The 24,782-nt window shown below is 45.9% G+C and carries 23 protein-coding genes; 9 read left to right on the forward strand and 14 right to left on the reverse strand.

What is annotated here, in order from left to right:
- Window positions 1-124: 124 nt before the first annotated feature.
- The gene (locus OIU26_RS08985) at window positions 125-1,894 is read right to left on the reverse strand and encodes a phosphatase PAP2 family protein (RefSeq protein ID WP_264216592.1); all 1,770 of its coding nucleotides are present in this window, start codon (window positions 1,892-1,894) and stop codon (window positions 125-127) included.
- A 287-nt stretch (window positions 1,895-2,181) separates the two neighbouring features.
- On the opposite strand from OIU26_RS08985, the gene OIU26_RS08990 reads away from it, so the two are divergent.
- The gene (locus OIU26_RS08990; RefSeq protein WP_264216593.1) at window positions 2,182-2,784 is read left to right on the forward strand and encodes a hypothetical protein; all 603 of its coding nucleotides are present in this window, start codon (window positions 2,182-2,184) and stop codon (window positions 2,782-2,784) included.
- Window positions 2,785-2,998: 214 nt separating this feature from the next.
- Complete coding sequence (locus OIU26_RS08995) at window positions 2,999-4,267, forward strand: MFS transporter (RefSeq protein WP_264216594.1); 1,269 nt, start codon at window positions 2,999-3,001, stop codon at window positions 4,265-4,267.
- A 112-nt stretch (window positions 4,268-4,379) separates the two neighbouring features.
- Here the strand turns inward: OIU26_RS08995 and OIU26_RS09000 are convergent, their stop codons facing one another.
- Window positions 4,380-5,303 (reverse strand): EcsC family protein, encoded by a 924-nt coding sequence (locus OIU26_RS09000; protein WP_264216595.1) that lies wholly within the window; start codon window positions 5,301-5,303, stop codon window positions 4,380-4,382.
- Between the two features lie 133 nt (window positions 5,304-5,436).
- Here OIU26_RS09000 and OIU26_RS09005 point away from each other — a divergent pair, with 133 nt between their 5' ends.
- The gene (locus OIU26_RS09005; RefSeq protein WP_080771859.1) at window positions 5,437-5,913 is read left to right on the forward strand and encodes a GNAT family N-acetyltransferase; all 477 of its coding nucleotides are present in this window, start codon (window positions 5,437-5,439) and stop codon (window positions 5,911-5,913) included.
- 62 nt (window positions 5,914-5,975) lie between these two features.
- Here OIU26_RS09005 and OIU26_RS09010 read toward each other — a convergent pair whose 3' ends face one another.
- On the reverse strand, window positions 5,976-6,401 hold the full coding sequence (locus tag OIU26_RS09010) for an Lrp/AsnC family transcriptional regulator (RefSeq protein WP_264216779.1): 426 nt from the start codon (window positions 6,399-6,401) through the stop codon (window positions 5,976-5,978).
- Window positions 6,402-6,560: 159 nt separating this feature from the next.
- On the opposite strand from OIU26_RS09010, the gene OIU26_RS09015 reads away from it, so the two are divergent.
- Complete coding sequence (locus tag OIU26_RS09015; RefSeq protein ID WP_264216596.1) at window positions 6,561-7,313, forward strand: MBL fold metallo-hydrolase; 753 nt, start codon at window positions 6,561-6,563, stop codon at window positions 7,311-7,313.
- Window positions 7,314-7,392: 79 nt separating this feature from the next.
- A complete protein-coding gene (locus OIU26_RS09020) occupies window positions 7,393-8,298 on the forward strand; it encodes a glucose 1-dehydrogenase (RefSeq protein ID WP_107734078.1) in 906 nt (301 codons plus the stop codon).
- A 105-nt stretch (window positions 8,299-8,403) separates the two neighbouring features.
- On the opposite strand, the gene mmsB is transcribed toward OIU26_RS09020, so the two are convergent.
- The 5 genes from mmsB to OIU26_RS09045 form a co-directional block, all read right to left on the reverse strand.
- Window positions 8,404-9,567, reverse strand: coding sequence for a multiple monosaccharide ABC transporter permease (gene mmsB / locus OIU26_RS09025; protein ID WP_040101955.1), 1,164 nt, complete (start codon window positions 9,565-9,567; stop codon window positions 8,404-8,406).
- Window positions 9,551-11,101, reverse strand: a complete 1,551-nt coding sequence (gene mmsA, locus OIU26_RS09030; protein WP_264216597.1) for a multiple monosaccharide ABC transporter ATP-binding protein — start codon at window positions 11,099-11,101, stop codon at window positions 9,551-9,553. Before mmsA ends, mmsB begins: the two co-directional genes overlap by 17 nt.
- Before the next feature lie 32 nt (window positions 11,102-11,133).
- Window positions 11,134-12,219 carry a multiple monosaccharide ABC transporter substrate-binding protein gene (gene chvE / locus OIU26_RS09035; RefSeq protein WP_058829081.1) on the reverse strand — a complete coding sequence of 362 codons (1,086 nt, stop codon included), beginning with the start codon at window positions 12,217-12,219 and terminating at the stop codon, window positions 11,134-11,136.
- Window positions 12,220-12,599: 380 nt separating this feature from the next.
- A complete protein-coding gene (locus tag OIU26_RS09040; RefSeq protein ID WP_264216598.1) occupies window positions 12,600-12,926 on the reverse strand; it encodes a nucleoside triphosphate pyrophosphohydrolase in 327 nt (108 codons plus the stop codon).
- 46 nt (window positions 12,927-12,972) lie between these two features.
- On the reverse strand, window positions 12,973-13,476 hold the full coding sequence (locus tag OIU26_RS09045) for a hypothetical protein (protein ID WP_264216599.1): 504 nt from the start codon (window positions 13,474-13,476) through the stop codon (window positions 12,973-12,975).
- A gap of 209 nt (window positions 13,477-13,685) precedes the next feature.
- Here OIU26_RS09045 and OIU26_RS09050 point away from each other — a divergent pair, with 209 nt between their 5' ends.
- Window positions 13,686-14,033 carry a helix-turn-helix domain-containing protein gene (locus OIU26_RS09050; protein ID WP_025678887.1) on the forward strand — a complete coding sequence of 116 codons (348 nt, stop codon included), beginning with the start codon at window positions 13,686-13,688 and terminating at the stop codon, window positions 14,031-14,033.
- 43 nt (window positions 14,034-14,076) lie between these two features.
- Here OIU26_RS09050 and hcp read toward each other — a convergent pair whose 3' ends face one another.
- From hcp to OIU26_RS09070, 4 genes are all read right to left on the reverse strand, one after another.
- A complete protein-coding gene (gene hcp, locus OIU26_RS09055; protein WP_017426382.1) occupies window positions 14,077-15,369 on the reverse strand; it encodes a hydroxylamine reductase in 1,293 nt (430 codons plus the stop codon).
- A gap of 142 nt (window positions 15,370-15,511) precedes the next feature.
- Window positions 15,512-16,813, reverse strand: a complete 1,302-nt coding sequence (locus tag OIU26_RS09060; protein ID WP_264216600.1) for a response regulator — start codon at window positions 16,811-16,813, stop codon at window positions 15,512-15,514.
- Window positions 16,764-18,764: a sensor histidine kinase gene (locus tag OIU26_RS09065; RefSeq protein WP_264216601.1), complete on the reverse strand. Its 2,001-nt coding sequence runs from the start codon at window positions 18,762-18,764 to the stop codon at window positions 16,764-16,766. Before OIU26_RS09065 ends, OIU26_RS09060 begins: the two co-directional genes overlap by 50 nt.
- 34 nt (window positions 18,765-18,798) lie before the next feature.
- Window positions 18,799-19,806 (reverse strand): substrate-binding domain-containing protein, encoded by a 1,008-nt coding sequence (locus OIU26_RS09070; RefSeq protein ID WP_264216602.1) that lies wholly within the window; start codon window positions 19,804-19,806, stop codon window positions 18,799-18,801.
- A 217-nt stretch (window positions 19,807-20,023) separates the two neighbouring features.
- Here OIU26_RS09070 and OIU26_RS09075 point away from each other — a divergent pair, with 217 nt between their 5' ends.
- Entirely contained in the window at window positions 20,024-21,247 is a 1,224-nt protein-coding gene (locus OIU26_RS09075; RefSeq protein ID WP_264216603.1) for an acyltransferase family protein, read from the forward strand.
- A gap of 202 nt (window positions 21,248-21,449) precedes the next feature.
- Here the strand turns inward: OIU26_RS09075 and OIU26_RS09080 are convergent, their stop codons facing one another.
- Together OIU26_RS09080 and OIU26_RS09085 are read right to left on the reverse strand one after the other, a co-directional pair.
- Entirely contained in the window at window positions 21,450-21,704 is a 255-nt protein-coding gene (locus tag OIU26_RS09080) for an aspartyl-phosphate phosphatase Spo0E family protein (protein ID WP_264216604.1), read from the reverse strand.
- Window positions 21,705-21,931: 227 nt separating this feature from the next.
- Window positions 21,932-23,329, reverse strand: coding sequence for a helix-turn-helix domain-containing protein (locus tag OIU26_RS09085; RefSeq protein ID WP_264216605.1), 1,398 nt, complete (start codon window positions 23,327-23,329; stop codon window positions 21,932-21,934).
- Window positions 23,330-23,513: 184 nt separating this feature from the next.
- On the opposite strand from OIU26_RS09085, the gene OIU26_RS09090 reads away from it, so the two are divergent.
- Together OIU26_RS09090 and OIU26_RS09095 are read left to right on the forward strand one after the other, a co-directional pair.
- Window positions 23,514-23,981 carry an AbrB/MazE/SpoVT family DNA-binding domain-containing protein gene (locus tag OIU26_RS09090; protein WP_058711174.1) on the forward strand — a complete coding sequence of 156 codons (468 nt, stop codon included), beginning with the start codon at window positions 23,514-23,516 and terminating at the stop codon, window positions 23,979-23,981.
- Window positions 23,982-24,236: 255 nt separating this feature from the next.
- Window positions 24,237-24,743 carry a DJ-1/PfpI family protein gene (locus tag OIU26_RS09095; RefSeq protein ID WP_137077996.1) on the forward strand — a complete coding sequence of 169 codons (507 nt, stop codon included), beginning with the start codon at window positions 24,237-24,239 and terminating at the stop codon, window positions 24,741-24,743.
- Window positions 24,744-24,782 lie beyond the last annotated feature (39 nt).

A 24,782-nucleotide genomic window follows, 5' to 3' on the forward strand; every position in this document is an offset into this window, starting at 1 on the left:
TATAAATAACTCTGAGAAATGGACTTTTTACGGGAACAAAAAATGCACCTTAAGAATGGGCACTGGATAACTTCATGGTTTATCCGGTGTATTCCAAAGGTGCACCTTAAATTGTCCTATTTGGTTACTTCGTGACTTTTAACTGAACACTATTGGCTGTATAGACAACCTTCACTTTATAATTGCTTGGTAGACCTGCTGCTTCAATGGAAGAAAATGCCCCATTGCGTTTACCGTAGGTTAAAATGGTGGCACCGCTAGCTGGTACATATTTGTTAGAAAAATTCAGACGTAATTTACCGTTAAGTTGGGCTGTTCCCTTAATTTTAAGTACGTCATTTTTACTGCCTAGGTTGAGTTCAAGTTTTCCCTTGGCAGTTTGTTTGTAATTCCCGCCAACAATCAGCTTTCCAGAGTTGTTTTTAAGAAGAGTTCCCCCGTTATTTGTAATTGCACCACTTCCGAAAGCTGTCTCCGAATTACCTTCAAGTATGCCTTGATCGATCTGTGTACCGCCGGAATACGTATTGCTACCCATAAGCTTCAACGTACCTGTTCCCTTTTTAGCCAGCATTCCAACACCGGAAATATTGTTGCGCCAGCGATCCAATGCGTTGAAACCACCTTTGGAAGCATCCATATTCACCGTAACATGATTGACGAAAGCACCATAGCCATCCGCGGCGGAAAACAGGTTTAATCGTCCCCATCCTTCGGCATCGTCAAGCACAGGATAGCCGGAAGGAATCCCCGTGGTAGCCAATACCCAACGACGTTGTGTGCTGTCAAGGTAGGGTAGGCGTGTCTCCAACAGCACCTCCGCTCCCTTAGGCACTGTCATTGGCTTCGTCGTTGGATTAATCGGGCTGAATCCGTACGTTAATCGTTGATTATAATTTTTCTTATTTGTAGCATAGTTGCTGAAACGATCTGGGGCTGTACCTTTTTGGGACAGCAATTGTGTATGAGCATCCTGATAAGCTGCTTTCTTCAAGCTGCTATTGGCTGGATCAGACAGGATAGCAGCAGCCATCGCTGTTGCCATGATACGCCCTCCCATGACATCAAGCGGGGAATGCATACCAGCAACAACACGATTATTGCCCAGCTCCGAAGCTCGTGTCAGCAATTCCTGATAACGCTCCGGCATGGCATAGGCCATGGCAATAGAACTGAGATACGCAGCATTGGTATGACCGCTTGGAAAGCCGCCATCATTAGTAGCATCAGATTTGAGCGCAGGGACCAGGCTCGGGACAACCACTGAATTATCGCTCCAGCGAAACGGACGAGGATAACTAAAGTAAGACTTAGCCGGGTTCGTCGTAGAGTAGTCCCCGCGCAAGGTATTGACCAAATTCACGACGTTGCTGAGACTGGAGCTTGTATCCCCTGCATTTGTTCCCTCATCTTCATATTTTTTAGTTGTAGCATCGGCCGGGACGTCGTTGATTGTTGTCGTGGCGCCTGCCTTCTTTCGATATACATCAGTGAGCGAACCCAGACCGTCGATTACACTGTAGCTCTGATTTCGACGATCATCCAAATAAGCCGCATCGGCCTCACTGGAAGTGCGACGGGCAGCGATATCAATTACCTTTTGAATATTAGCATCCAGTACACTGCTGTTTAATTTGGTGCCCGTGTCCCAGGTAGCACCGGGAGTCCAAAGCTTATTAAATTCAGAGAGCAGCCCGAGAGTCGGATTGGAGCTTTCCGTCTTATTAGCAGCACTATTATTTTTATAATGATCTACAAAATATCCCCATGACGGTTCTGTTGGAGTTACTGTCGTTGGCAGCGTGGCCGCACTCGCATAACTTCCACCTAGAGAACCTAGAAGTAAAGGTAAAGATAATAATGCAACTGATAGTGGTTTCCTTAGCAATTTCATTCTCAAATCAGATCCTCTCTTCTCTTGTGCTCTTCATACTGTTTCTACGGAGCTATTGTCTATACAACAAGTTGTATGACATAAAGAATCATATCTTAAGTTTGTTAAATAAAGAGCTTAGTTTTGTTAAATTCTTCTTGTTTATTTATATGTAAAAGGAATATCAGCAACATTCAACATAGAAATAGTTTTATGGTGTTTGTAATACTTCCACCATATTGATATGTCCTTATGATCAATATAGTTGGAGCAGTAGAGCATAAAATTTAATTAAGGTAGGTTGTCTTATGAACGAGGAAACTATTGCTTTCAAGTGTGGAGCGTGTCAACAGGTACCAGATAAACCCCTATTAGAAAACAAAGATTTTGAGATTGTAGCTATCGAAGATGCTATGGACTGGGCAGATTTCAAACATGATATTCCAGATCTAAATAGTGAAATATGGGAAAGAGCATTGATACCTCCCACAAAAGGTGACTTAAGAAAAGTACAAGTAAATTTTCCTTTTCATATGTCCGTTGGAGAAACTTTTTGGACTTTATTCAGACCTGCTTATTCACATTTTAATGGTTGGGAAGAGCAACCTGATGAGATCAACTTCTCTGCGTTTATTAAATGTAGATTTGAAGACATCATATCCAAAAATGAAAAAAGAGCTTGGATCCATGTCAGAGTGGAGCAAGTCCTTTTTTTGAAAAATGTATGTAATGAAATGCCGCCCCGTGATGGAACAGGCTATTTGGATTCATTTCATATGTTTGGAGAGGCTCAGCTGTTTCAATACAAGGATTGGATTCTTCTTGATGCAAACGCACAAAGTAATCTTGGGATTTGGGCATTAATTAAAAGAGTTAAGGATGATAACCATTTACCCATTTATGCATGTTAGAGAGTAAAATGATAAGTAAAGGATATCTTATACAGATACAATGCACTCAGAGCAAGATAATCTATTGTGAATTAGAGGATCGAGTAATAAAGAGTATCCAGCAGAATGGGCAAGCAGCGATGAGTAAAGGGGGACTTTATCCCACTTTCAGCCATTTGCTGCAAACGGATTGCTTCCTATATCTTAAAATATACATACATATCCGGAGGTTGCCATGACTACTAAATCTGCTACAAAAAAAGAAACGGGCCAATCGCTCCCCCTCCCCGGGCCGCAAGCGAAAGGCACCGTTTTTGCGATTCTGATTGCAATCAGTTTCGTCCATCTGTTCAATGACTCGATTCAATCGGTCATTCCAGCGATCTTTCCGATCTTGAAGGAATCTATGAGCCTGAGCTACACGCAGATCGGCTGGATTTCATTCGCCATCAACTTTACAGCATCAATTATGCAGCCTGTAATTGGCTTGTTTTCGGACAAACGGCCTACACCCGCTATCCTTCCTATCGGTATGGGCTTTACGCTCACTGGTATGCTGCTTCTCGCCTATGCAGCCGATTATAAAGCGGTGCTGATCGCAGTCATCTTCGTGGGTCTGGGCTCAGCCGCCTTTCACCCCGAAGGCTCGCGCGTATCCCATATGGCGGCAGGATCACGCCGGGGATTGGCACAATCCATTTTCCAGGTCGGCGGCAATGCAGGTCAATCGCTGGCACCGATGCTCACAAGCTGGATTTTTATCCCGTTGGGGCAATTTGGCGCCATCTGGTTCACGGGTATTGCGGCAGCCGGAATTGTAGTGCAATCATTCATTGCCCGCTGGTACGGTAACGTCCTGCGTACAGAAGGCATTGCACGCAAAAAAACGGTGACACGCCGCATGAAACCCGAAGTGCGCAGCCGTATTATGTTTGCCATGATTGTCCTCATTCTGCTGGTATTTGTTCGTTCATGGTATTCGACCTCGGTCGGCAGTTACTATTCGTTTTACCTGATGGAAGTATTTAAAATGCCATTGGCTGACGCACAGCTGTACATTTTCCTGTTCCTCGGAGCTGGAGCGCTGGGCACCTTTTTTGGCGGCCCGCTGGCAGACCGTTTTGGTAAACGCAATATGATTTTTCTGTCCATGGTATTAGCTGCACCGCTGGCGCTGCTATTGCCTTATGCCAACCACTTCTGGACGGCGATCCTGCTGGCGATTATCGGATTTATTATGTTGTCCAGCTTTTCGGTCACAGTCGTATATGCACAGATGCTCGTGCCTGGCAAAATCGGGACGGTGTCCGGTCTCATTACAGGCCTGGCTTTTGGTCTGGGCGGTGTGGGCGCACTCGTGCTCGGCAATTGGATCGACAAAGTAGGCATCACCAACATCATGTTCCTGTGCGGCTTTTTGCCACTGCTCGGCATTTTAACCTTCTTACTTCCTACAGACAAAACCCTGAATCGCTGGGCGGAAGAAAATGGAGCCGAAGTGTAACAGGCAACCGTGTGGCGGCCATCATTGGCCGCTGCACACCTTCATAAACAACTAACTCAAGCTCCATTCCTCATTTCTACCCCACTCTTCATCTCTCCTCTATTCCTTACTTCTACTCCAACCCATTCTCTACTTCTGCTAAACGCATTAAAATACGACGCTTCCGATACAGCATTTTCCCCGCTTCAGCTACGTCACTAATCGCACTTCGATTGGCAATGGAGCCAAACAAAATGCCTGCAATCGGGACCATTTGCAGCAGCTTTTTCCATCCAAACTGATCGCGATAGGTGTTAATGACCTCTTTCCATCCCTGCATCTGGGAAAAAACCTGTGCCTGACGTGAAGGATCATCGAACAAGGCCAGTTCCTCTAATACAGCCTTTTTACCCACAATATCGGATGAAGCAAATTGCATACATTTAATAATAAAAATGCGTTCCTGCTTATCATGGGGGTTAAAGCCATAGCACAAAGCGATTTCCTGAAGCACCTTGAGTGACAAGCCGAGCAAAATAGGGATATCCGCCGCAATCGTAAACACACCGCCAATCCCCGTGGTTGCTCCTTGAGCAGTGGCAAAGGCAATGCGACCCGACGTCATATCGTCCGCAGTCTGATCCATGATCGTTAACGGGAGCTCAGCCGTCTGCTTCAAAACCCACGTGGATTCGGCGCTATGTTCTGCATCTGCGTTTTCCCCGGCACGGAGCTGATCCTCCGTATCCGAGGCGGAATCTGCACCATTTGGCTGAATCATATATTCACGGGCCGTCTTGTTCAGCCTGCTCAGAACTGTTTCTTCTTTCACCAAATATTTACCGCCATTTTGAATGAAACTACCCATCTCATTAAGCAGTTGCTCCAGCTTGTCTTTAATGATTTTGGGCGTCAGCCGATCCAGCAGCATAAAGGGCCATCTACCGATTTTTTCCCAGAAAAAAATATCCTTCTGCTCCTTCTCCCACTTCTCAATATGCTTCAGCTCTTGGTGCAATACATCCTGACTTTCCCGATATTCTATAAGCGGCTTCATAAGCGTAGATGTCTCCTTTTGACTATGCTAGTTTATGTATGGATAATACGTAAGTAAGGCGAGTTCAGGTTTCTTTTTTTAGTAAACGAGATTGATATAGTAGATTAAAATTTGTCCAGATCGGAGTGTAATGATGAATAATGTAGAGCTTGTCCCTTACCATTGTGAGCATGATGCTATTTTACATACCTTTTATTTGCCTGAGGAGCAGAAGCAATTTACTGGAATGCCAGCTGAAATGCTGACACTAGCCAAGGAAGATCCACACCGCCATCCCGTCGTCATTACGGCTACTGGAAGACCGGTTGGATTTTTCATTTTATACGATGGAGATGAATTAGCAGACTATACGAATACTTCTGAGGCACTGTTGCTACGTGCGTTTTCTATTCATTATGCAGATCAAGGACAAGGGTTCGCTAAACATGGGCTGCTTCTGCTACCACAGTTCATCTCTAGACACTTTCCACATATTCGCGAGATTGTACTGGGCGTCAATGCCCGTAATCAAGCTGCCCAAAATCTGTATCTCAAATGCGGCTTTATCAATGAAGGTAACACTAAAATGGGACAACACGGCTTACAGCATATTTTTAAAATGAGCCTATAACGCTGACTTCAATTGCCCTCGTAAACAAAAGCTTTCGGCACAAATGCCGAAAGCTTTTATTATTAAATTACGCCAATTGAAAAGCTCAATTTGTAGTTACCAAACTTCGTAAGTTCATCCAGCATGGTATTTAACTCTGACTGTGATGACATGCGAACCCGCATCCAATAACAGCCCTCCCCACTTACCCGATGGATTTCGACAATAGAGGGATGCTCCCGTGCAAAAGTCTGAAAAGCACTGTGAGTCGTGCCTGAATTCAGAAAAACCGTAATAAAGGCATGAATCGTCTGCCCAATTTTCTCAGGGTTCCAGCGCAGTGTATAGCCTTCAATAATACCTGCATCCTGCATTTTTCGAACACGTGCCCCTACTGCTTGGCCTGTCAAATGAACAAGCTGACCAATCTCCTTGTGCGTTAAAGAGCTGTCTTCAATTAAATGATGAAGAATGCGCAGGTCGGTCTCATCAGGTACGGTTAGTTCCATAGTTATTTTTCCTTTCATGATGAAACGAGAATGCTGGTTTTCCTTTCAGCAGGCCGTAGCCTGCATCTTCTTGCGTCAGATATGATTGTAGCAGAAACAAAGAACGGCCGAAAATACATTCGGTCAAAAAACATTTACGATCAAAGGAGCTGACCATATATGAAAATCACACTAATCCGCAACGCAACCTTATGGATCGAATACGCAGGAGTAAAATTTCTGATTGATCCGATGCTGAGTGATGCTGGCGCAAATCCACCGGTTCCCAATACGGAAAACACTCTCCGCAATCCACTGGTTCCCTTACCACCACAATGGCAGTCGCTTGGACAGCCTGACGTGGTCATCGTCACGCATTTGCATCCAGACCATTGGGACCCGGCGGCAGTACGCTGGCTGGACAAACAAATTCCTGTCTTCTGCCAGCCCGGAAATGAAGAACAAATCATGGCTGACAGTTTTACACAGGTTACTCCGATTTCGGTGGCTGGCTCAGTCGGGAAAATCGAGATTACCCGTACAACCGGGCATCACGGTACCGGAGAAATCGGGGAACAGATGGGACCCGTATCTGGCTTTGTATTTCAGGCTCCAGGTGAGCCTGTCGTCTATGTGGCCGGGGATACCATTTGGTGCAGTGAAGTCGCGGAAGCACTGGATAAATTCCGCCCTGACTGGACGATCGTGAACGCTGGAGGAGCGCGGTTTACGGTGGGTGATCCCATTATTATGACTGCCCAAGATGTAACGGCTGTTGCACAGCATGCCCCTTACACACAAGTCGTTGCTGTCCATATGGAAGCCATCAACCATTGTGTACTGACTCGCTCCGAGCTTACGGAACATATCAATCATGAAGGTCTGGAGAAGCGTGTCCATATTCCGGCAGATGGAGCGACGATTTCGGCATAAGGTGATAACTCCCGATTCACCGTTTGCGCCCATTTCGAATATATTGGATTTCAAAACGCCTAAAAGAAGGGATTATTAAATGAATTGCCAATATCAATATCCTTATTATGGTACAGAAACCCAATGTAAAGAAGTTCCGATTGCTTTTCCTCCCCAGCATCAATATAGACAGCCGGGGTTGGAATACCTGGTGGTTCCACGCCCTATATTTGATAATCCAAAGTATATCGGCACGGGAAAGCTTCAGGATCGGGTGGCTATTATTAGCGGCGGGGACAGCGGCATTGGTCGCGCGGTTGCAGTCGCTTTTGCCAAGGAAGGAGCCGATGTGGTCATTGCCTATCTCGATGAGCATCGAGATGCTATGGAGACCCGTGATGTCATTCACAGGCTTGGCCGACGTTGTTTGTTAATTCCGGGTGATCTAAGGCTAAGAAGCAACTGCTGTCTGGTTGTTCAAAAAACGATGGAAACCTTCGGTCGTATTGATATCCTCATTAATAATATGGGTGTTCAGTTTGTGCGCGAATCGTATCTGGATATCAGTGAACAGCAGCTTCGTGACACGTTTGACACGAATATTATTTCGTTCTTCCATATGACTACAGAAGCATTGCCGTATATGCGGGCTGGGGCCAGCATCGTTAATACGGCATCGGTTACAGCCTATGTTGGACAAAAGAATCTGATTGACTATTCAGCTACCAAAGGCGCTATTGTCAGCTTCACGCGCGCTTTGGCTAATAATCTGGTCGATCAGGGCATTCGCGTGAATGCCATTGCTCCCGGTCCGATCTGGACTCCGCTGAATCCGGCCACACAGTCGCCTGAAGTCATTCGTACCTTCGGCAGCAATACACCAATGAAGCGTGCCGGGCAGCCTTATGAATTGGCTCCTGCCTATGTGCTGTTGGCTTCGGATGACGGATCCTACATTACGGGCCAAACGCTGCATGTGAACGGCGGACAAATGGTGACGACTTAGTTGGGCTGGCTAATAGCCATAAGGCCTAACATACAACAAACCTCCAGCATCCACAATTTCAAGTGGGACTGGAGGTTTGTTTATTTTACAATATTGAATATAAGCTTAGACTGATCTTTTGTTTTTGTTGTAAATATCGAAGGCAACCGCCAGCAGCAGTACCAAGCCCTTGATGCCTTGCTGCCAGTCAATACCGAGGCCGATCAGAGACATACCGTTATTCAGTACGCCCATAACCAAACCACCGATAATCGCTCCAAAAACCGTGCCGATCCCGCCGGACGCCGAAGCTCCACCGATAAAGCAAGCTGCGATGGCATCCAGTTCAAAGTTCGTACCCGCTCTCGGCGTAGCCGCGTTCAGACGTGCAGCAAAGATGAGACCGGAAATGGCAGCCAGTACACCCATGTTGACAAATACCCAGAATGTCACTTTTTTCGTTTTGACACCGGACAGACCCGCTGCCTTTTCATTTCCACCCAGCGCATACACATGACGACCCATAATCGTACGGTTCATGACAAAGGAGTATACCACGATCAGAATGAACAGCAGGACAAGAATATTCGGTATCCCCGCATAGCTCGCGAGCATGAAGGTGAACAGATTAATCACAGCAGCCACTACGATCAATTTGAGTATAAATAACGCCTGTGATGGAACCTCAAATCCATATTTAAGCTGAGAACGGCGTTCACGAATTTCATTCACGATAAACCATACTGTAAGTGCAATGCCGACAATGATGGATACCAGGTTATAACCGGTAGCTGAGAAATCCGGCAGGAAACCTGAACTGATTTTCTGAAATCCTCCCGGGAAAGGAGAGATCGACTGGCCTTCCAACACGATCATTGTTAATCCGCGGAAGAGCAGCATCCCTGCCAAGGTAACGATAAATGCCGGAATCCGTACATAAGCGACCCAGAACCCTTGCCATGCCCCAATTAACGCTCCGACCAGCAAAGCTGCAATCACTGCAATCCACGCTGGAAGCTGCCAATCGACCATCATAATGGCGGCAACCGCACCGACAAAAGCGGCTATGGAGCCGACGGACAAGTCAATATGCCCAGTGATGATAACCAGCACCATCCCGATGGCCAGCACGAGAATGTAGCTGTTTTGCAAAATCAGATTGGTAATATTGATCGGCTTCAACAGCAAGCCGCCTGTCAGCACCTCGAACAAGATCATAATGACGACCAGCGCAATCATCATTCCATATTGGCGGATGTTATTTTTAAATAGTTTAGTTATGGTTTCCATGCTTCACGCCTCCTGACTTGGTCATATATCTCATCAACGTTTCCTGCGATGCGTCCTCACGGCTAACCTCTCCGGTGATCCGCCCAGCATTCATGACATAAATCCGGTCACACAAGCCTAGTACCTCTGGCAGCTCAGACGAAATGACCAGCACACCCTTACCCTCAGCAGCAAGTCGATGAATGATCGTATAGATTTCATATTTAGCACCCACATCTATGCCGCGCGTCGGTTCATCCAGAATCAGAATATCCGGTCCGGAAAAAATCCATTTGCTCAGTACTACCTTCTGCTGATTGCCGCCACTCAGATTACCGGTTTTCTGTAAAATGCTCGGCGCTTTGATGTTCATGCTTTTTTTCATTTCCTCTGCAACGACGACTTCCTCCTGCTCATTGACCACAGCGCCCTTCGTCAGCTTGCTCAGACCAGTTAACGAAATATTACGCTTGATATCATCCATTAAAATGAGGCCATACTCCTTGCGATCCTCCGTCACATAGGCAAAGCCGTTGTTAATCGCGTCCGTAACCGTGTTGTTCTGGATCGGCTTACCGTCCTTAATCAGTTGACCCGAGATATTGCGTCCGTATGACTTGCCAAAGATACTCATCGCCAGCTCGGTCCGTCCTGCTCCCATCAGCCCGGCAATACCGACAATTTCACCGCTGCGAATATTCAGATTCACCTGATCCAGCACCTTGCGGTCTGCATGATGCTCGTGATACACCGTCCAGTCCTTCACTTCCAACACAACTTTGCCAATCTCGGCATGACGCTCTGGATAACGGCTGGTCAAATCGCGTCCAACCATCCCGCTAATGATCCGATCCTCTGTTACCTCATCCTTTTTCATATCCAGCGTCTCAATCGTCTTCCCATCCCGCAAAATCGTAATCGAATCCGACACCTTTGCGACCTCATTCAGCTTGTGGGAGATGAGAATGCAGGAAATGCCCTGTTTTTTAAACTCCAGCATCAAATTAAGCAGATTTTCACTATCATCCTCATTCAATGCCGCTGTTGGTTCATCCAGAATAAGCAGCTTCACCTTTTTAGAGAGCGCTTTCGCAATTTCGACTAGCTGTTGCTTGCCGACCCCGATGTTCGTAACCAATGTATTGGGATTTTCACTCAAACCGACCTTAGACAGCAGATCGCGTGTCCCCACAAAAGTCTCTTTCCAATCAATCACGCCGCCGCTAGCGCGCTCGTTACCCAGATAAATATTTTCCGCAATCGAGAGATACGGGATCAATGCCAGCTCCTGATGGATAATGACGATGCCCAATTCCTCACTCTGCTTGATATCCTTGAACTCACACGTTTTGCCTTGGAAAATAATATCCCCTTCGTAGGTTCCATGCGGATATACACCGCTCAGTACCTTCATTAGCGTCGACTTGCCCGCACCGTTCTCGCCGCACAGCGAGTGAATCTCGCCTTCCTTGACCTTGAGATTTACATTTTCCAATGCCTTTACGCCAGGAAAGGTTTTGGTAATTCCCTTCATTTCCAAAATGATTCCAGTCATGGGATACGCTCCTTTCGGTTGGATTCTTACTCTTATTTGAGACCAATTTGCTCTTTGGTGTAATAGTGACTGCCGACAATATCCTTCTCCACATTCGTCCGATCCACCGAGATCGGATCAAGCAAGTACGCAGGAATTACCTTTTTACCGTTGTTATATGATTTAACGTCATTCACTTCCGCTTGCTTGCCCTGTAAAATGCTGTTGGCCATCACGACCGTTTGCTCAGCCAGCTTGCGGGTGTCCTTAAATATGGTTTGGGTCTGCTCACCAGCCACAATAGATTTAATTGAAGCCAGTTCTGCATCCTGTCCCGTGATGATCGGCAGTGGCTTATTCGCAGATCCATATCCGACCCCTTTCAGGGATGAAATGATACCGATGCTAATGCCGTCATACGGGGAGAGCACCGCGTCCAGATTGGCCCCTGAATAGTAGGCACTCAGCAGATTATCCATCCGCGATTGTGCTAAAGCTCCATCCCATCGCAGTGTAGCGATCTGCGCCATCGTCATCTGTTTGCTGCGCACAACCAGCTTACCGGAATCAATGTATGGTTTAAGTACAGACATCGCACCATTAAAGAAGAAATAGGCGTTATTGTCATCCGGCGATCCGCCGAACAGCTCGATATTGAAAGGGCCCTTGCCATCCTTGAGACCCAGCTTTTTCTCAATATATGCCGCCTGTAGCACGCCTACCTTGAAGTTATCAAAAGTCGCATAATACGTCAGATACGGTGTGTTGCGAATCAGACGGTCGTAAGAAATGACTTGAATCCCTTGGTCGTGTGCCTTCTGAATTACATCCGTCAGCGTGTTTCCGTCGACCGAAGCGATGACCATAACATTGACGCCCTTGGTGATCATATTTTCGATTTGGGAAATTTGATTTTCCACCACGTCCTCGGCATACTGTAAATCCGTTTTATAGCCTTGCTCCTGAAACAACCGAACCATATTCTCCCCGTCCCCTACCCAACGCTCGGACGATTTGGTCGGCATGGAAATACCCACATAGCCTTTTTCCTTGCTGCCCGTTCCACTCTCCGCCAGATTGCAGGCCGAAAGCATCAGGGCCAAAATCAGAAGCCAAACGACAACAGCTCCTTTTTTCATATGAAGTTCCCCTTTCCTCATGTGATGCAGGTCATTTGAAGGTAAGGATTTTGTAAAATCCTCAGTCAGTGCTAATTAGACTAGAAGTTAGATAGCGCTTACATAAGTGAGGCAATGAGTACCTCTCCTTTTTTTATGTGCAAACACATGGTATCATTCCAGGCCGGGAAAGGTCTTTGCAGGTTTTGAACTTTTTTTATAAAATTTTAACCTTTGTGTGGGGGAAGGTATTACTTTAATAAAAAACAATGAGGGGCAATGGAGGGTAGTTGCAATTGATTGAAAAGCTATTTTAGATGCGGAGCCAACAGATTTACCCCGAAGGCATGTTGTATTCCAGCTATAAGCTCATCCGCTAAGTTATCCGAATGAGCTTGACGTTAAACTTCATCGACATCAATTAAGAACACCCGCTCCTGGAATCCGCCTCGGGCCTCGGCTTTGTCCGCCCGCAGCTTGTCCAGCTCGGGTACGTTCGCTCCATGTACTTCTGCCAGCGCTCGGATGACTTCCAGCATATCCGCCAGCTCTTCCAGCGCATCCTGATCTTTATCTGCTGTAAAATATTCCTCAGTCTCTTCACGAAGCTTCGTTCGCAGTTCCTGCTTATATTCCTCTGGGTCCAAAATGCGTGTCCGACATTCCTTGCCCTGAGACATAATGATATGCGGAATCCGGTCCCGCACCAGCTTGTTGTATGTAGACATATCAAATAACATCTTTTCTGATGTGGAGATTAAAAAATTTAACAATTTAATTGAACGGGTTTTCTTTAAAAATAGACGGATACCGCTTCGATGGATTAGCTACAATGCGCCGCGACAGACGCTCTAGAATAGAGTCTGTTTTATAAAGCAACATGTCTACTTCCTCCAGCTTCATCGTCTCCCTGGATGCTTCTTCCTCTCCGGAAACCAGATAATGCATGGTACCCATAAACAACACCATATCTAAACACGGCTCAGCATCCGAGCGAATTAGCCTGAGCAGATCGTTCATGGATAGGCTGATGGATAAAGGTATGATTTGATTTCGATGTACATAAATGGCCTTCGCCATTGAAAACATGGCGCGATCACAAAGAATGAGGCAGTTTTGCCATTGATCATGATCACGCATCATCTGGGCAAGCTGCATTTGGTATTGGGCAAGCTTTTGAAAGTCCATCATGCAATTCAATATGTGGGTGTCACTATACTTAGGCAATTTGAAATCAGCTTCACTATGTAGTTGGTTGCTTAAGGAGTAGTGTTTCATGGGGGAATCAACTCCTGAATTAGAATTTCATCAACAATGTGAGCAACGTAGCATATCATTAGACCACTAAAATGTATAATTTTCTAGCTATCGGACAAGCTTCATAATGAATATTACTATATAGTAGTTTTTAATTCAATTTACTTACTAACGCATATTAATTAGATGTAACTCTTTCTCTACACTTCTAACTATAGAGAGGTGTATTCATGTCAGAACTTTTAGAATTAGTTGGTACACGTATCCGAGATATTCGAAAGTCCAAAGGGCTTTCGCAAGAAGCTTTAGCCGAACAAGCAGGATTCAATTCGAGTTATATTGGTTTCATCGAGCGTGCGGAGAGAAATATATCTTTGAAAAATCTGGAGAAAATAGCGAAGGCATTGAACGTGGGCGTCTATCAATTGCTTACATATGTGAAGGAAAATGATGAGCTTACCGAAGAAGACTCGAGTATAAAAGCCATTTTGTCTCTCCTAAGAACTCGTGAATCCAAAGATACTGAGCTGGCCTTAAAGATTCTTACGGATATATTTATTAGAATGGATGAACGATGAAACAAAAAAAAGGAACTGCACTCTGCAGTTCCCTACCTACCTCTTAAGACAACGCCAGCATCGCTTTCATATCTTCCTCTGCGGTCGTAATGAGCTTCAAGCCAAACATCTCCACCAACACATCCAATACACCAGAAGAAATAAACTCAGGCGGTTTCGGTCCGATGCGAATATCCTGGATGCCAAGACTGAACAAGCCTAGCAGGATGGCAACCGCTTTTTGCTCAAACCAGGACAGCACAATGCTGACAGGCAGCTCATTCACTGTGCATCCGAAAGCATCGGCTAATGCCAGAGCGATTTTCACAGTAGAACCGGAATTATTGCATTGTCCCAAATCAATATAACGCGGAATGCCAGTATCCCCAACGGTGCCGTAGTCCACATCATTAAAGCGGAACTTACCACAAGACGTGGTCAAAATGACCGTGTCGTTCGGCAAGGATGTAGCCAGCTCGCGGTAATAGTTACCGCCTTTGCCTGGTGCGTCGCAGCCTGCGATGACGAAGAAACGGCGGATATGTCCATCTTTGACTGCCTGAATGATCTCAGGTGCCAGCCCAATGACTGTCTCATGATGGTATCCTGTCGTAAGCACCTGTTCAGAGTCTACATCTGCGGCTGGCAGAGCCAACGCGCGTTCAATCAGTGGAGAGAAATCGTCGTTCACAATTTTGGCAACACCCTCCAGCCCTGCTACTTCATAAGAGAAGAAGCGGTCTGCATATGTGCCTTTAATCGGCATAACACAGTTCGTCGTGGCAAGAATCGCACCTGGAAATTCTTCGAACAATCTGCGTTGATCGTACCAGGCCTTGCCGATATTGCCCTTGAGATGTGCATATTTCTTCAACGCCGGATAACCGTGGGCAGGCAGCATCTCCGAGTGAGTGTAGATATTGATGCCCTTTCCTTCGGTCTGACGCAGTAATTCTTCCAGCGCGTACAAATTATGTCCGGTCACGACGATGCATTGGCCTTCGATTTTATTTTGGCTGACGGTAATCGGCTGTGGAATGCCAAAACGATCCGTATGCGCACGATCCAGCACATCCATGATCCGTACAGCTGCATTTCCGACCTTCATCGCCATTTCCAAATGCTCTTGTACATTAAAGTTAGAATTGGTTAAGGTCATATATAACGCTTCATGCGTGATCCGATCCACCTCAGGATCGGTATATCCCAACTGACGAGCATGTGTCGCATAGGCAGCAATCCCTTTTAATGCAAAAATCATTGTATCTTGCAAGCTTGCTACCGTCTCATTTTTCCCACATACTCCGATGACTTTACACCCGCCGCTCGGCGTCTGTTCACACTGATAACAAAACATATCGTTTTCCTCCAAATATTGATAGATATTTGTTCGTTATCTACAGGGTAACAAACCCCTGAACGTGCGGGTGTGATTACACACACACTTTTTAGTACAGATTATAATGAGACGGTGCAGGCACTTCGCAATCCAATCATTCCTATTCCGACGAATTTTCCTGAATTCCCCCGCCCTTACGGTACTGCACAGGGGACACGCCCATGGTCTTTTTAAAAGCAGTGCTAAAATAGTGCTGGCTGTCGTATCCCGTACGTTCTGCTATTTCAAGCACAGACAACGTCGTAGAGTCCAGCAGCTGCACTGCTTTGCGGATACGGGCACGCGTGACGAGGGTCACGAAGCTGTCATTGAGCTCCTTTTTGAGCACACGGCTGAGATATACAGCGGACACCTGTAGACGCGAGGCAAGAGCTTCCAGCGTCAGCTCCCGATCAGCATAACCTTCCTGAATAAGCTGCCGGGCCCGGCGTACGATGGGAGATAGCTGCGATTCACCATACACCCGATCCCGGCTCACCCGGTACGCATCGATTGCGCCTTCCAGCCCACCCGTGTTGGACTCCACATGTGTGTGAACCGCTATATTCAGATAGCGGCCAATGGCCTGCTCTATGGAAGCGCCGATCGTCTCGGGTGCCTCCTGCCACAGGCATATGCCGATCAGCCCGTTCGCATCGCGGAACAACACATGCGATCGGTTCTCCAGCAGTTCGCCAATAATATTTTCAGCGGCGAAAAGAAACAACTGGCGATCATTCTCGCGCATAATCGTCTGCCGCGCCTCTGCCGCTGGCCACCGTACCACACCGATCTGAGCAGGTGGCCGGGATGGAAGACGTAAAAACGTCAATTGCTCCATAACGTCCTTTCCCGTGTGCTGTCCTTCCAGCCATTCCAGGCAAAATCGCTGGCGCAGCAGCGGAATATTCCGTTCAATCTGCCCTGCGGCTTGTTCTACATAGGCGGCACGTTTGTACTCCTCGTCCAGTCGCTGACGAAGGCGCGCCAACGCAGCGTGAAGCTGATTCGCATTTACCGGCTTCAGAATATAATCCTCTACGCCAAGTCGGACAGCCTCCTGCGCATAAGCAAACTCATCATGCCCGGAAATGATCAGGCAACGGCATTCCGGACGTTCTTCCCGCAGCCGCCGAATCAGTTCAATCCCATCCATGAACGGCATATTCATATCGACCAGCAAGATGTCGATGCTAAGCTGATCAACCAGCTCCAGCGCTTCTTCACCGTCCTCGGCCTCGGCTACAACCTCCATGCCCAGAGCTGCCCAGTCGAGGCAATCCCGAATCCCCTCACGAATGATCGGCTCATCATCTGCGATCAATACTTGATAACATTTGGCCGTGGCTATGCTTACTTCTGGTATGGCCTGGTCAATCAGACTCGCCGTTGTCGCGTTGTCTGTTCCCTTGAATTTCGTCATCCTGACCCTCTCCTCTGTCATAAGGCTTCTTCAGTTGCGCCATATCCAGCAGCAACGGATGAGTGATTGTAACGCAGGTACCTGTCCCTTCTTTACTGTCCAATGTAATTCCATATTCCTCGCCAAAAGACAATCGGATACGCGCTTGTACATTCAGCATGCCGTAACTTCTGCCATTTGTACGAACTCCCTTTTGTTTCTGTCTTCCTTCCATCGCCTCCAGTGGTCTTTCCAGCCATTCACGCAGCTCACACAGACGTTCCGCCGTCATCCCTGCACCGTCGTCACGTACCGACAGCAGCAGCTTGCCGTCCTCGGCTTTAGCTTCTACCCAAATTGTGCCTGGACCGCGTCTGGCCTTAATACCATGGTAAATCGCATTTTCCACTACAGGTTGAAGCATCAGCTTCAATACAAACAGATCCTTCAGCTTGTCGGGAACATTCAATTCCCAGCGAAGTCGATCACGATAACGGGTTTGCTGGATTTGCATATAGCTCGTGATATGCTCAACCTCAGAGCGCAGCGGAATAAAGTCATCCCCTTTGCTGAGTCCAAGGCGGAACAATCTCGATAACGCCCCCACCATGTCGGATACGTCGTCTGCTCCATTTTTCCGAGCCATCCAATGAATTGTATCTAGCGTATTGTATAGAAAATGCGGCTTAATATGCTCTTGGAGACTGCGCAGTTCGGCATCCCGTTTTTGCCGTTCCCTCAGTTCACTAAGCAACATGAGACGGCGGATCTGCTCCAGCATCCGGTTAAAGCTACGGCCCAGCATTCCGATTTCATCCCCGCGCTCACTCCACTGGCGAACCGTAAGATCCCCTGTCTCTGCCTTACGCATATAAGACATAAGCCGGAAAATCGGCTGCGCGATGGAACTGGACAATCGCAAGGATGCCGTTAAACCAAACAGACATACAATGAAAACAAAACAGACGACGTAGAACTGAATTTGCCGCACTTCCAGTGTAGATTCGCGTGCCGGGAATACTCCCACTGTTCTCCAGCCCGTGAACTCGGAAGCCTGGAACATGAAGAGCAATTCCCTACCTCCGGCTTCACGGGTAAACATTCCGCTATCCTCTGTCCCGAACCATTGCGGCGGAATGCGCTCAATCAAAGGCATATCTGGCATATATACACTGCGTCCCTTGGCATCTGTCACCATGACATACCCGCTTTTGCCCAAGGTTACATCTCTGGCGGCTTGCGACACAGCCCGCAGCTTGAGATCGATCATAATCACGCCCAGTACATGTCCTGTCTCTGGGTCCGTGACCGAGCGAACGACAGAGACAATTTCACTGTCCTTATACCGGACATGAGTGGTCACATTACGGTGACTTGGCTGTCCCAGCACCGTGAATATACCTGCATGCTGCGCCGCTTGTGTGTACCAGTCTTCTTCCGTTAGGCTGCGCGTGCTTCGAGCATACATTTCATTGCTGATATAATCGCCTTTTTCGTTCACGATCAGAATCCCTGCAATTTCAGGATATAAGGTGGTAAACCCCTGCAAAAATTGCTTCATTTTATACAGCGTATCCTGCTCCTGTACGGAACTTACTGCCTGCTTGGAGCCGGGAGCCTGGTTTTGCAGAGGCTTCTGGGCTCGCTCCTCCTGATTTTCTGGCATTACACTACTCGTATGAACCGCGTGGCCATCGGCCAGCGTCCGCCCTTTCCAAAACTCGCCAATATCAGGATTAAAGGCAACCAGATACGTCATGTTCTGCAAATTTTCCATTTTGGTATCCAGTGCTTCGTTCACCTTGCCAATCAACTGCATCGTATGATTTTCCACCTGCCGCTCAATAATCCGTTCCACCGTCCAATTCACCAGCAGGCCTAGTCCCAGCGAAGGCACGATGCCAAACAGCAAGAACAGCACCATGAGCTGATAACGTAAAGGCATATTAAGCAAGCGAAGCCGTGGCATCATTTGGTGCAATCCTAAGTAGAAACGCTTCCAAAATTTATTTTGCATAATAATCATCTACATTCTCTCGGGTGACGACGGAAATCCCAGTATCTACCCGCACGGGCAGCGGAGTATTGTCTCCAGAGGAAGAAGGTGCAGGAATCGTCAAATGATGATGCAGATGGAACAGATATTGAAGTGACCAATAGCCCATATTCCATGTCCCTTGGGCAATTGTGGCCGAGATCGTCCCATCACGAATCATATCCAGTGTCGCTTTATTCGTATCAAAAGAAATAATCTTCAGCGGATGACTGCTTTTTTGGCTCAGTGCTGCCTCACCCACACCTGTTCCTCCGGTGGCTTCGGTCACAAAAATACCCGCCAGTTTCGGATAAGCTTTCATCAGCCTTTGCGATTCATCCCTAGACACCATCACGTCAGCACGACCATCTACCACTTCCACCACCTTCATGGCAGGATACTGCCGCTGAATGGTATCGCGAAAGCCGCGCGAGCGTTCCTCATGATTTTGCTGCCCAGGCAGTGTGAGAACAGCGACTTGGCCTTCACGTCCCAACAGCTCTGCCATTTTTTCCGCAGCGGTCACGCCCGCCTTATAATTATCTGTGCCCAAAAAAGTATATGCCCGGCTCCCCGGCGCTCCGGCGTCAAACAGCACTACAGGGATGTCGGCATCCAGTGCCTTATTAATGACCGGGATCAGGGAGTGGGGATCAATCGCTGATATGGCAATGCCTGCGGGTTTACGGGCAATCGCCTGCTCAATGACCGTCGTCTGCTCCTGTGCATCATACCGGGTAGCCCCCCGATACTCCACTGTCACCCCCAAGGCATCCCCAGCATCCTCGAAGCCCTTGAGCCCGCTTTTCCAATACTCCAAACCGGACTGGAAGGTAATCATCATATACGTTTCTCCGATACTGCCTCGTAGCCCTTTTTCCTCCCAAGCTCCATTCAACCGCCCGGTTTGTTCATATCTGAACACATAGAGAGCAAAGGCTGCAATCAGCAGCATGTACACCAGCAGCGTTTTCTTCATCCTTCCTCTCCTCTTCCTGTGCGTATCCTTAAGTTATAAATTCACTTTAATTTATTCTGGTTTCACTTAGATTGTAAACGCAATCATATTAAATTGGAACTACTTACTCTTCTTACTTTCAGGTGGCGTTAATCCTGCACTAATGTTTCTACGTTACAATACCTACAATTGTGCTAGGGAAAACATGTGCGAATCTTGAGGAAAAGGAGTGATATGGATGAGCAAGCCACGTATTGCGGAATGGACAGAACTACGGGGTCTTGCCTACCTCGCTGTCGTGCTTCAGCATTGCATTGGCGAATATATTTATCGCAGCGACATCCAACAGCCGGATTCCGTTATGCTCGCGATGCTGTACCATTTGACACGTTTTGGCACACCCACGTTCGTCTTCCTGTCTGCGGCGCTGCTATTTTATAATGGTAACAAACCGATTGGCTATTCCCGTTATATTGGCAGACGGTTTCGAGATATTTATGTTCCTTTTCTCTGCTGGACCATTGTTTATTGGGTATGTACTCAGAACTGGTCAACGGCGCAGTGGGGAAATATATATTTTTACAAAGGCATGTTTGAAGAAATGATCATCCCCGTCAGCGGATATCATCTATGGTTTGTGGTCATGATCTTTCAGTTTTATATTTGGTTTCCTTTATTTGCAAAAGCAACTGAACAGATTCGGACGTTTCTACGTCGTTATAGCACCAAAAGACGCAAGCAGCTTGTTTTGGCTGTGATGCTGATTGCCGCTGCGGCTTACGCTTTGCTGTTACAATGCTCCTACTATGACATGTCTGCATGGAGCACTGGGTTGCCGTCCTTTTGGCAGACTCTGTTAGATTACCGCACTTATAACTTTGTTATGTACTTTTTCTATTTTATGCTGGGCGCAGTATGCGCCTATATGACGGACACCTGGCGGGGATTGGCCCAACAGACGTTGCCGTGGAATGTATTTGTCTTTATTGGTCTGTTCATGCTCATGGGTCACACGATGCTGATCCAGTCTGGCGATACAATCAATCTCAATATTTCTACCTATCTGAAGCCAAGCACTTTCGTGCTGATTGTCTCGCAGTTACTTTTGTTGTACGGACTACTGCTTCATTTGCAAAAAGACCAGCGATCCGAGCCGTTTCGCCGTATGCTTAACTGGATTGGACGCTACTCATTCGGAGGATATCTGGCCCATGCACTCGTGCTATCCTTCATATCCTATTACACTCGTCCGCTTGCACTGGGTGATCATCATTTTACAGCTACGCTCATTACGTTTGTCGTCGTGGCAAGTGTTTCTCTGGGCATCAGCTGGCTCTTTGCCCATCTGCCTGGTGGCAACTGGATTGTTGGCTCCAAAGGCAGACAGCGCTTGAACTGGCGGCCTAATTTTCAGTTCCTTTCCTCCAAACGTGCTTCCAAAAGCACACAGGAGCTTGGCTAATCTTCTGCTTCAGCGTTCAATATGGGGGATTCGAACACCCTCAAGGACTTTCGCAGGGCTCACATATTGAGCTCTGCTTTTTTTTGTTGTCTAAGCATGCTGAATCATGTCCGTAACTGATTAACATTTTATGACATGGATATGTATTTTGTTTTAAAATAAGTCATTATATAGAATAATTATAAGCATTACGTGGGAGAAGTCACAGTTTTGCATAATAAGAATGGGGGGATAAACTGAACATACCATCGTCGTTGTTAAGGATCTGGTCCAAAACTGGGTGAGGCTGCTTCCTGGTCTGAAACATACGGTTGAACTGATTAATCAGTTCATCCAAAAGCATAGACTGCTCCAGTACACAAGCATGTCCTAAGCCATACTCTGCGTAAAGATCAAGCAAGTGTTGTCTGGCATGTTCGATTTGTTGAGTTAACGTTACCGTTTCATCCTTGTTCATCCTACATACCTCCTACTGAATCTCATTTTAAGAAGGGATGTACAAATACGTCAGGATCAATTTTGAAGCAAAAAATTACAAAATAATACAAAAAGAGACCAGCAATAAGCTGGCCTAAATTAAATGAATTAGTGCTCGATCAAGATCCACCAACGTGTCCTTGAACTTGGATCGTGCCATGGCTTAGATTTGCAGTTTGAGCTGGTACTGTGAATACCAGTAAAAAACTAGTTACTACCAAGCAGAAAGCCATCCTTTTGATCATTTTTCTCCCACACCTCCTCATAAATAGATTGGAACTGAGCTTGTGTTTTAGGAGCCGCATGTGTTTTGAAATGAAGAAATAATCCAAAACAATTGGCAATAAGTAGTACATGATTAATTGTAACAGCTTTTTCAAAGGCGATTAATAAACATTTGAAACCATATGTATATCTGCCTTTATTTAGGCTGTACTTGGCTATCTTGTACCAGAATCGTACGTATTCTTCTGGTAACACTTGTTGTGTGTACATGTCCGAAGAAGATGACTCCTGATACGCTGCAATTTGCGATTCAAACCGCCGGAGAATATGATCTACATCTACATTATAGCGATTAGCCACTTCAAGGACGTTTAGTAGCTCGGAAAAGATCTCTTTTTCGGCAGCTATATGCTCTACGTAATCTGGCAGAACACTAATATCACCAGACATAAGCCTGTTGACGTAAGTATTAATTTTTGCCCATTGTTGATACTTCTGTTTCCAATAAAGTGTATCAGGGTCCTGCTCTTTTACCCAATTTAAATCAGCATAACCACGAATATGTTCTAATGCCTGTGCATGATCTCCTTTTGCATCACAAGCGTTAGCACACAACAATTCGGCGTAAACTATGTATACAAACAATGGTCTGCTTAGCTTTTTTCGTGGCTCTGTTCCTTTTCGCTTGGAATTGTGAACCAAATGATATTGGAGTTGTCCTAACTGACCCATCTGATGTGCAAATTCATACACCTTGTCCCACATACTTAATGACCTATAGACATTTGCCAAATCTTTTAAAGCATCCAATTGCTCTATCTCGTCTAAACGATCCACAAAAGGGGCAAATTCGATGGCGGCCTGAAGGTTTACAGCCCGATCCTGTCCGACGTTGATTTGGAACAAGCGATACTGGCAGATTGCCAATCGCTCTGAATGCTGCTGCTTCTCACTTTCAGCTACCTTTTTGTATAAGTAAGCGGCTGCTTCGTTGTAACCGTCTTTGTATACATTTTCGGCGACTTCAAAAAGCGATGGCAGATAATTAGGGTTATCCAATAACAGTATGACAACTCGCTGCAAGCAGTCCAATCGCCCTAGCTCAATGCATCGGTACAGGAACGGACTGATTTTTTTCCAGTTGAGCGGACATTCTTCAATGCATTCTTCAATGTATCGTTCGTAAAAATAATCCGGTGGTAAATTCATTCCCGCAGTAATACTATCCAGTTGGTGAACAGACATAGACCGGTTGCCCGTCACAATACCACTAACTGTACCTACATTCAAATCGATCGTGTGACCAAATTCGGTCATGGTTAAGCCTTTTCGTTTCAGATAGGTTTGAACTTCTGCCTGTATCGTAGGTGTGATTTCCATGGATAAACCACCCTTTCAGCATCTTCATAGATTCCCATTTTCAATAATTCATATAGTTTTGAAACAAATAGTATAATTACTGTTTTTTCATTCATGATAATACCATCTTTTGGAACATCAATAAATACTTTTACTTTATAGATTTTTATATTTTTATTAGGAGATCATTGGATGATAGATTATTATGATAGGAGAAGGTCACTTGAAAAATACAGGTATGACACGTCCCTTGGACACGTTAGGCCGGATTGTTATTCCAAAGGAATTGCGAACCTCTATGGGTATTCAAGCTGGCGAGTCTTTAGAATTTTATTTGGATGTTGAAACCGGATTGTTAAGTATGCGGAAGTATATTGGAGTCTGCTGCCACTTATGCCATTCGGTCCAGGATTTAAGCTATTTCAGACATTCATTTTTATGTAAAAAATGCATACAAGATTTGAAGGGAAACATCGAGGTATGTTCAGTACCTGTTCCTGCTGTCAACGAAGCTGTGGGCAAGGAAAATAGTCTGAACCGATCGTCTTCACAACATTTGGTTGAACATCTAAGAAGACTTATGCGTGAGTATCCAACAGCCCAGCAAGGCGAATATGCTGAATGGCTTGGCGTGTCACAAAGCCGTATTTCCCAGCTTAAAAAGCTATTATAGGTGTTGATTAACTTGATCCCAGTAAACTCCAATAACCAGTCGCTGTTTATTTCAAGGCGACTGGTTATTTTTTAACTTCGAAACCATACTTATCAAAATTAAACAAGTTAAAATCACCAAAACTTCTAAATGATATTGCTGTAAAATATGGATTTAAACTCGTCAAGATGATATATTCGGTCTATATACAAACTTTCTAAACAGGCATTTCCCAGACTCGAAGCTAAAAAAATTAACGTTGTGAGTAGGTGTTCAATGAAGTCACATGTTCTAATTTATGATGGTTATGTTAGTTTTGAAATTATGCTAGCAACCTATTTTATGAAAACCAAAGGGGATATTGTTACGATTGGAGTAACCAAAGATCCTGTCATTTCCTATGAGGATTTTAAAGTTACGCCTTCAGTAGCCCTTGATGAAGTGTCTGCGGAGGACATTCAACTCCTAATTATACCTGGTGGAGATAACACTCAATTAAAGACAAACAAGCAACTTCTAGCTCTCATTAAAGCACTAAATAATGATCATAAAGTGATCGCAACCATTTGTTCTGCCACTGAACTGCTAGAGCTAGCAGGTGTTTCCCCTAAAAATCATGTGAGTCATCCATCGGGCCTGGAAATACACAAGAATATCATATCTGCTAAACCCAATAAGTATGTAGATTTTGCAATCGAAATAGGCAAGGTCATGAACATTTATACGGATGATGAAGATTTTAATGAAACCATCGATTTTTTTAAGCTCTTTAAAGATAGCTGATTCTCCTCACAACAATCACTTTATGCATGGTGGTATTTG

The organism is Paenibacillus sp. BT-177, from assembly GCF_025846815.2.
Taxonomy (GTDB): domain Bacteria; phylum Bacillota; class Bacilli; order Paenibacillales; family Paenibacillaceae; genus Paenibacillus; species Paenibacillus polymyxa_C.

Excerpts from the sequence above, each read along its gene's own strand:
- OIU26_RS08985 (WP_264216592.1), bottom strand. The coding sequence starts at position 1,894 with ATGAAATTGCTAAGGAAACCACTATCAGTTGCATTATTATCTTTACCT.
- OIU26_RS08990 (WP_264216593.1), top strand. The coding sequence starts at position 2,182 with ATGAACGAGGAAACTATTGCTTTCAAGTGTGGAGCGTGTCAACAGGTA.
- OIU26_RS08995 (WP_264216594.1), top strand. The coding sequence starts at position 2,999 with ATGACTACTAAATCTGCTACAAAAAAAGAAACGGGCCAATCGCTCCCC.
- OIU26_RS09000 (WP_264216595.1), bottom strand. The coding sequence starts at position 5,303 with ATGAAGCCGCTTATAGAATATCGGGAAAGTCAGGATGTATTGCACCAA.
- OIU26_RS09005 (WP_080771859.1), top strand. The coding sequence starts at position 5,437 with ATGAATAATGTAGAGCTTGTCCCTTACCATTGTGAGCATGATGCTATT.
- OIU26_RS09010 (WP_264216779.1), bottom strand. The coding sequence starts at position 6,401 with ATGGAACTAACCGTACCTGATGAGACCGACCTGCGCATTCTTCATCAT.
- OIU26_RS09015 (WP_264216596.1), top strand. The coding sequence starts at position 6,561 with ATGAAAATCACACTAATCCGCAACGCAACCTTATGGATCGAATACGCA.
- OIU26_RS09020 (WP_107734078.1), top strand. The coding sequence starts at position 7,393 with ATGAATTGCCAATATCAATATCCTTATTATGGTACAGAAACCCAATGT.
- mmsB (WP_040101955.1), bottom strand. The coding sequence starts at position 9,567 with ATGGAAACCATAACTAAACTATTTAAAAATAACATCCGCCAATATGGA.
- mmsA (WP_264216597.1), bottom strand. The coding sequence starts at position 11,101 with ATGACTGGAATCATTTTGGAAATGAAGGGAATTACCAAAACCTTTCCT.
- chvE (WP_058829081.1), bottom strand. The coding sequence starts at position 12,219 with ATGAAAAAAGGAGCTGTTGTCGTTTGGCTTCTGATTTTGGCCCTGATG.
- OIU26_RS09040 (WP_264216598.1), bottom strand. The coding sequence starts at position 12,926 with ATGTCTACATACAACAAGCTGGTGCGGGACCGGATTCCGCATATCATT.
- OIU26_RS09045 (WP_264216599.1), bottom strand. The coding sequence starts at position 13,476 with ATGAAACACTACTCCTTAAGCAACCAACTACATAGTGAAGCTGATTTC.
- OIU26_RS09050 (WP_025678887.1), top strand. The coding sequence starts at position 13,686 with ATGTCAGAACTTTTAGAATTAGTTGGTACACGTATCCGAGATATTCGA.
- hcp (WP_017426382.1), bottom strand. The coding sequence starts at position 15,369 with ATGTTTTGTTATCAGTGTGAACAGACGCCGAGCGGCGGGTGTAAAGTC.
- OIU26_RS09060 (WP_264216600.1), bottom strand. The coding sequence starts at position 16,813 with ATGACGAAATTCAAGGGAACAGACAACGCGACAACGGCGAGTCTGATT.
- OIU26_RS09065 (WP_264216601.1), bottom strand. The coding sequence starts at position 18,764 with ATGATGCCACGGCTTCGCTTGCTTAATATGCCTTTACGTTATCAGCTC.
- OIU26_RS09070 (WP_264216602.1), bottom strand. The coding sequence starts at position 19,806 with ATGAAGAAAACGCTGCTGGTGTACATGCTGCTGATTGCAGCCTTTGCT.
- OIU26_RS09075 (WP_264216603.1), top strand. The coding sequence starts at position 20,024 with ATGAGCAAGCCACGTATTGCGGAATGGACAGAACTACGGGGTCTTGCC.
- OIU26_RS09080 (WP_264216604.1), bottom strand. The coding sequence starts at position 21,704 with ATGAACAAGGATGAAACGGTAACGTTAACTCAACAAATCGAACATGCC.
- OIU26_RS09085 (WP_264216605.1), bottom strand. The coding sequence starts at position 23,329 with ATGGAAATCACACCTACGATACAGGCAGAAGTTCAAACCTATCTGAAA.
- OIU26_RS09090 (WP_058711174.1), top strand. The coding sequence starts at position 23,514 with ATGATAGGAGAAGGTCACTTGAAAAATACAGGTATGACACGTCCCTTG.
- OIU26_RS09095 (WP_137077996.1), top strand. The coding sequence starts at position 24,237 with ATGAAGTCACATGTTCTAATTTATGATGGTTATGTTAGTTTTGAAATT.